The following is a 381-nucleotide window of genomic DNA, read 5'->3' as shown; positions in this document are numbered from 1 at the left end:
GGTGACGTTCATGCCCTCGGGCATCGACTTGACGAACTCGTCGGACACCGTTCGCACCTTGGCGATGGTGTCGATCAGGTTGGAGCCGATGCGCTTCTTGACTTCGATGGCGATGGCCGGCTTGCCGTTGAGACGGGTCACCGTCTCGGCATCCTTGAAGGTCGAACGGATCGTCGCGATGTCCTTGGCCTGCACCACGGCATTGGGGCCGGCGACCACCGGCAGTGCGGCGACATCCTCCGGCGTTTCGATCAGCGACGGTACCTTGACGGCGTATTTGCCCTCCGAGCCTTCGATATTGCCGGCGGCGACCAGGCTGTTGGAGTTGCCGACCGCACCGATCAGTTGATCGAGTTGCAGCCCATAGGAAGACAGCTTCAT

General features: G+C 61.7%; 1 protein-coding gene. It reads right to left on the bottom strand.

Annotation, left to right across the window (positions count from 1 at the left end; translation table 11 throughout):
• Nucleotides 1–381: efflux RND transporter permease subunit (locus tag EOC93_RS33940; RefSeq protein WP_164759419.1), on the bottom strand; the 381-nt coding region annotated here is incomplete at both ends.

Origin of the sequence: Mesorhizobium sp. M6A.T.Ce.TU.002.03.1.1 (assembly GCF_003997275.1) — a bacterium.
In the GTDB taxonomy this organism is placed as follows: Bacteria; Pseudomonadota; Alphaproteobacteria; order Rhizobiales; family Rhizobiaceae; genus Mesorhizobium; species Mesorhizobium mediterraneum.
Note: the sequence above shows the minus strand (reverse complement) of the source record. Positions and strands in the feature narration are given on the sequence as shown.